The 5,650-nt window shown below is 53.5% G+C and carries 2 tRNA genes and 3 rRNA genes; all 5 read right to left on the bottom strand.

Annotation, left to right across the window (positions count from 1 at the left end):
- Window positions 1-90: 90 nt before the first annotated feature.
- Window positions 91-203: ribosomal RNA gene (gene rrf, locus WS68_RS15920) — 5S ribosomal RNA — on the bottom strand.
- A gap of 155 nt (window positions 204-358) precedes the next feature.
- Window positions 359-3,239: ribosomal RNA gene (locus WS68_RS15915) — 23S ribosomal RNA — on the bottom strand.
- Between the two features lie 286 nt (window positions 3,240-3,525).
- Window positions 3,526-3,601: transfer RNA gene (locus WS68_RS15910), tRNA-Ala, on the bottom strand.
- Window positions 3,602-3,638: 37 nt separating this feature from the next.
- Window positions 3,639-3,715: transfer RNA gene (locus tag WS68_RS15905), tRNA-Ile, on the bottom strand.
- Window positions 3,716-3,776: 61 nt separating this feature from the next.
- A 16S ribosomal RNA gene (locus WS68_RS15900) occupies window positions 3,777-5,309 on the bottom strand.
- Together the 16S, 23S and 5S rRNA genes with 2 tRNA genes alongside form the textbook arrangement of a ribosomal RNA operon.
- Window positions 5,310-5,650: the final 341 nt, after the last annotated feature.

The following is a 5,650-nucleotide window of genomic DNA, read 5'->3' as shown; positions in this document are numbered from 1 at the left end:
AGCGCGTTGCGAGAGGGAGGGGGATGAGAGGGGTTTGTGGGGTTAGAAAGCAAAAACCCCCGCTGGTTAGGCGGGGGTTTTCATAGGGGAGCCTGACGATTACCTACTTTCACACGGGGATCCGCACTATCATCGGCGTGGAGTCGTTTCACGGTCCTGTTCGGGATGGGAAGGGGTGGGACCGACTCGCTATGGTCATCAGGCAAAGGGGGTTGTCCTGCTGGCGTGGCCAGCAGGACCAATCTGGGAAGAAGCAGTAATTGTGAGTTGTGTGTATCACACACGAGAATCCGACTTGTCGCTTTGGATCGCGGCCAGTGCTGTCGCACGGCGCCGATCTACAAGGCAGACTTGTTATAGGATCAAGCCTTACGGGCAATTAGTATCGGTTAGCTGAACGCATTACTGCGCGTACACACCCGACCTATCAACGTCCTGGTCTCGAACGACCCTTCAAGGAGGTCAAGCCTCCAGGGATATCTCATCTTAAGGCGAGTTTCCCGCTTAGATGCTTTCAGCGGTTATCTCTTCCGAACATAGCTACCCGGCGATGCCACTGGCGTGACAACCGGTACACCAGAGGTTCGTCCACTCCGGTCCTCTCGTACTAGGAGCAGCCCCCTTCAAATATCCAACGCCCACGGCAGATAGGGACCAAACTGTCTCACGACGTTTTAAACCCAGCTCACGTACCTCTTTAAATGGCGAACAGCCATACCCTTGGGACCGGCTACAGCCCCAGGATGAGATGAGCCGACATCGAGGTGCCAAACACCGCCGTCGATATGAACTCTTGGGCGGTATCAGCCTGTTATCCCCAGAGTACCTTTTATCCGTTGAGCGATGGCCCTTCCATACAGAACCACCGGATCACTATGACCTGCTTTCGCACCTGCTCGACTTGTCGGTCTCGCAGTTAAGCACGCTTATGCCATTGCACTATCAGCACGATTTCCGACCGTACCTAGCGTACCTTCGTACTCCTCCGTTACGCTTTGGGAGGAGACCGCCCCAGTCAAACTGCCTACCATGCACTGTCCCCGACCCGGATCACGGGCCAAGGTTAGAACCTCAAACAAACCAGGGTGGTATTTCAAGGACGGCTCCACCGAAACTAGCGTTCCGGTTTCATAGCCTCCCACCTATCCTACACAGATCGGTTCAAAGTCCAATGCAAAGCTACAGTAAAGGTTCATGGGGTCTTTCCGTCTAGCCGCGGGTAGATTGCATCATCACAAACACTTCAACTTCGCTGAGTCTCGGGAGGAGACAGTGTGGCCATCGTTACGCCATTCGTGCAGGTCGGAACTTACCCGACAAGGAATTTCGCTACCTTAGGACCGTTATAGTTACGGCCGCCGTTTACCGGGACTTCAATCAAGAGCTTGCACCCCATCATTTAATCTTCCGGCACCGGGCAGGCGTCACACCCTATACGTCCACTTTCGTGTTTGCAGAGTGCTGTGTTTTTATTAAACAGTCGCAGCCACCAGTTTATTGCAACCCCTTCACCCTTCTGGCGCAGGCCAGTCAAGCTACCAGGGCGTACCTTATCCCGAAGTTACGGTACCAATTTGCCGAGTTCCTTCTCCCGAGTTCTCTCAAGCGCCTTAGAATACTCATCTCGCCCACCTGTGTCGGTTTGCGGTACGGTCATCGTTAGACTGAAGCTTAGAGGCTTTTCTTGGAACCACTTCCAATTGCTTCGCGACCGAAGTCGCTCGCGCCACACCCTTGAATTCTGCGCCCGGATTTGCCTAAGCGCCTTCTCCAATGCAGCGACCGGGACGTCCAACACCCGGACAACCTTCCGCGATCCGTCCCCCCATCGCATCTAACAATGGTGCAGGAATATTGACCTGCTTCCCATCAGCTACGCATTTCTGCCTCGCCTTAGGGGCCGACTCACCCTACGCCGATGAACGTTGCGTAGGAAACCTTGGGCTTACGGCGAGGGGGCCTTTCACCCCCTTTATCGCTACTCATGTCAGCATTCGCACTTCCGATACCTCCAGCACACTTTACAGTGCACCTTCGCAGGCTTACGGAACGCTCTCCTACCATGCGAGACTAGCTCGCATCCGCAGCTTCGGTATATGGCTTAGCCCCGTTACATCTTCCGCGCAGGACGACTCGATCAGTGAGCTATTACGCTTTCTTTAAAGGGTGGCTGCTTCTAAGCCAACCTCCTGACTGTTTTAGCCTTCCCACTTCGTTTCCCACTTAGCCATATTTGGGGACCTTAGCTGGCGGTCTGGGTTGTTTCCCTCTTGACACCGGACGTTAGCACCCGATGTCTGTCTCCCGTGATTGCACTCTTCGGTATTCGGAGTTTGCTATGGCGGGGTAATCTGCAATAGACCCCCCAACCATGACAGTGCTCTACCCCCGAAGGTGAGACACGAGGCACTACCTAAATAGTTTTCGGAGAGAACCAGCTATTTCCAGGTTTGTTTAGCCTTTCACCCCTATCCACAGCTCATCCCCTAACTTTTCAACGTTAGTGGGTTCGGACCTCCAGTACGTGTTACCGCACCTTCATCCTGGCCATGGATAGATCACCTGGTTTCGGGTCTACGCCCAGCAACTGAACGCCCTATTCGGACTCGCTTTCGCTACGCCTGCCCTATTCGGTTAAGCTTGCTACTGAACGTAAGTCGCTGACCCATTATACAAAAGGTACGCCGTCACCCCTTACGAGGCTCCGACTGTTTGTATGCATGCGGTTTCAGGATCTATTTCACTCCCCTCCCGGGGTTCTTTTCGCCTTTCCCTCACGGTACTGGTTCACTATCGGTCGATCACGAGTATTTAGCCTTGGAGGATGGTCCCCCCATCTTCAGACAGGATTTCACGTGTCCCGCCCTACTTGTCGTACACCTAGTTCTTTCATACTGTTTTCGCCTACAGGGCTATCACCTGCTATGGCCGCACTTTCCAGAGCGTTCGGCTAACAATACAAATAAAGAGTACAGGCTCTTCCCATTTCGCTCGCCACTACTTTGGGAATCTCGGTTGATTTCTTTTCCTGCGGTTACTTAGATGTTTCAGTTCACCGCGTTCGCCTCACATGGCCTATGTATTCAGCCATGGATACTCCATTAGGAGTGGGTTTCCCCATTCGGACATCCCCGGATCAAAGCTTGTTTGCCAGCTCCCCGGGGCTTTTCGCAGGCTACCGCGTCCTTCATCGCCTGTGATCGCCAAGGCATCCACCACATGCACTTGTTCGCTTGACCCTATAACGAGTCTGTCTCTTCGACAGTCGCTACAGGTTGAGTTCTCGCGTTGTGCCGTATTCCAATTTGAGTCAAACATAGCGTTCGAATCATCTTGAGATACATCGATACAATCACAACCCGGATAACTTCCACGTCCATCTCAAAGACGCTTCCGCTATCCAAATTACTTACTTCTTCCTGATTGTTAAAGAACGACAGCCGATACTTTCGTATCACTCTGACTGGCTCAATCGCCAATGCAAAACGCTCGCTGACTTCTCAGCAAACCCTTAGCGTTGGTGATTGGTGGAGGCAGACGGGATCGAACCGACGACCCCCTGCTTGCAAAGCAGGTGCTCTCCCAGCTGAGCTATGCCCCCATACAGAGACCTCTCAGGCTTCCTTGTCCAGACAACTTGGTGGGTCTGGTTGGATTCGAACCAACGACCCCCGCCTTATCAAGACGGTGCTCTAACCGACTGAGCTACAGACCCCTGAGTCTGTCTTAATCAACAGCCGATAAGCGTGAGCGCTTCACTTCGCGGTAAGCTCGAGAAAGGAGGTGATCCAGCCGCACCTTCCGATACGGCTACCTTGTTACGACTTCACCCCAGTCATGAATCCTACCGTGGTGACCGTCCTCCTTGCGGTTAGACTAGCCACTTCTGGTAAAACCCACTCCCATGGTGTGACGGGCGGTGTGTACAAGACCCGGGAACGTATTCACCGCGGCATGCTGATCCGCGATTACTAGCGATTCCAGCTTCATGCACTCGAGTTGCAGAGTGCAATCCGGACTACGATCGGTTTTCTGGGATTGGCTCCCCCTCGCGGGTTGGCGACCCTCTGTTCCGACCATTGTATGACGTGTGAAGCCCTACCCATAAGGGCCATGAGGACTTGACGTCATCCCCACCTTCCTCCGGTTTGTCACCGGCAGTCTCCCTAGAGTGCTCTTGCGTAGCAACTAAGGACAAGGGTTGCGCTCGTTGCGGGACTTAACCCAACATCTCACGACACGAGCTGACGACAGCCATGCAGCACCTGTGCGACGGTTCTCTTTCGAGCACACTCACCTCTCGGCAAGCTTCCGTCCATGTCAAGGGTAGGTAAGGTTTTTCGCGTTGCATCGAATTAATCCACATCATCCACCGCTTGTGCGGGTCCCCGTCAATTCCTTTGAGTTTTAATCTTGCGACCGTACTCCCCAGGCGGTCAACTTCACGCGTTAGCTACGTTACTAAGGAAATGAATCCCCAACAACTAGTTGACATCGTTTAGGGCGTGGACTACCAGGGTATCTAATCCTGTTTGCTCCCCACGCTTTCGTGCATGAGCGTCAGTATTGGCCCAGGGGGCTGCCTTCGCCATCGGTATTCCTCCACATCTCTACGCATTTCACTGCTACACGTGGAATTCTACCCCCCTCTGCCATACTCTAGCCCGCCAGTCACCAATGCAGTTCCCAGGTTGAGCCCGGGGATTTCACATCGGTCTTAGCGAACCGCCTGCGCACGCTTTACGCCCAGTAATTCCGATTAACGCTCGCACCCTACGTATTACCGCGGCTGCTGGCACGTAGTTAGCCGGTGCTTATTCTTCCGGTACCGTCATCCCCAACGGATATTAGCCATTAGATTTTCTTTCCGGACAAAAGTGCTTTACAACCCGAAGGCCTTCTTCACACACGCGGCATTGCTGGATCAGGCTTTCGCCCATTGTCCAAAATTCCCCACTGCTGCCTCCCGTAGGAGTCTGGGCCGTGTCTCAGTCCCAGTGTGGCTGGTCGTCCTCTCAGACCAGCTACTGATCGTCGCCTTGGTAGGCCTTTACCCCACCAACTAGCTAATCAGCCATCGGCCACCCCTATAGCGCGAGGCCCGAAGGTCCCCCGCTTTCATCCATAGATCGTATGCGGTATTAATCCGGCTTTCGCCGGGCTATCCCCCACTACAGGATATGTTCCGATGTATTACTCACCCGTTCGCCACTCGCCACCAGGTGCAAGCACCCGTGCTGCCGTTCGACTTGCATGTGTAAGGCATGCCGCCAGCGTTCAATCTGAGCCAGGATCAAACTCTTCAGTTCAATTCCTGTTACTGTTTTCGGTTCCGTAGAACCGGTCGCTCACTCAAAGCTGACAGGTTATGAATCTCTTCATTAACCTGACTTACTTTAGTGTGAGACTCTTGATACCTTTGCTTATCCCGGTAAAACCAGGTCCGCTTCCATCAAGCGCCCACACTTATCGGCTGTTCATTGTTAAAGAGCATTTCCTGCTAAGCTTTCCTGCCCGCCTAGCAGCGCTGCGTTGTCAGCAGCAGAGAAGCGAAATTATGAACCCCTTTTCCTCATCCGTCAACAACTTTTTATCGCCGTCGCGCACTCGGGACTCACTTCCTACCTCAACCCGCCGATCACTTCCCGCT

It is taken from the genome of Burkholderia sp. TSV86 (assembly GCF_001522865.1).
Classification (GTDB): domain Bacteria; phylum Pseudomonadota; class Gammaproteobacteria; order Burkholderiales; family Burkholderiaceae; genus Burkholderia.
This window is presented reverse-complemented; position numbering and strand designations above follow the sequence as displayed.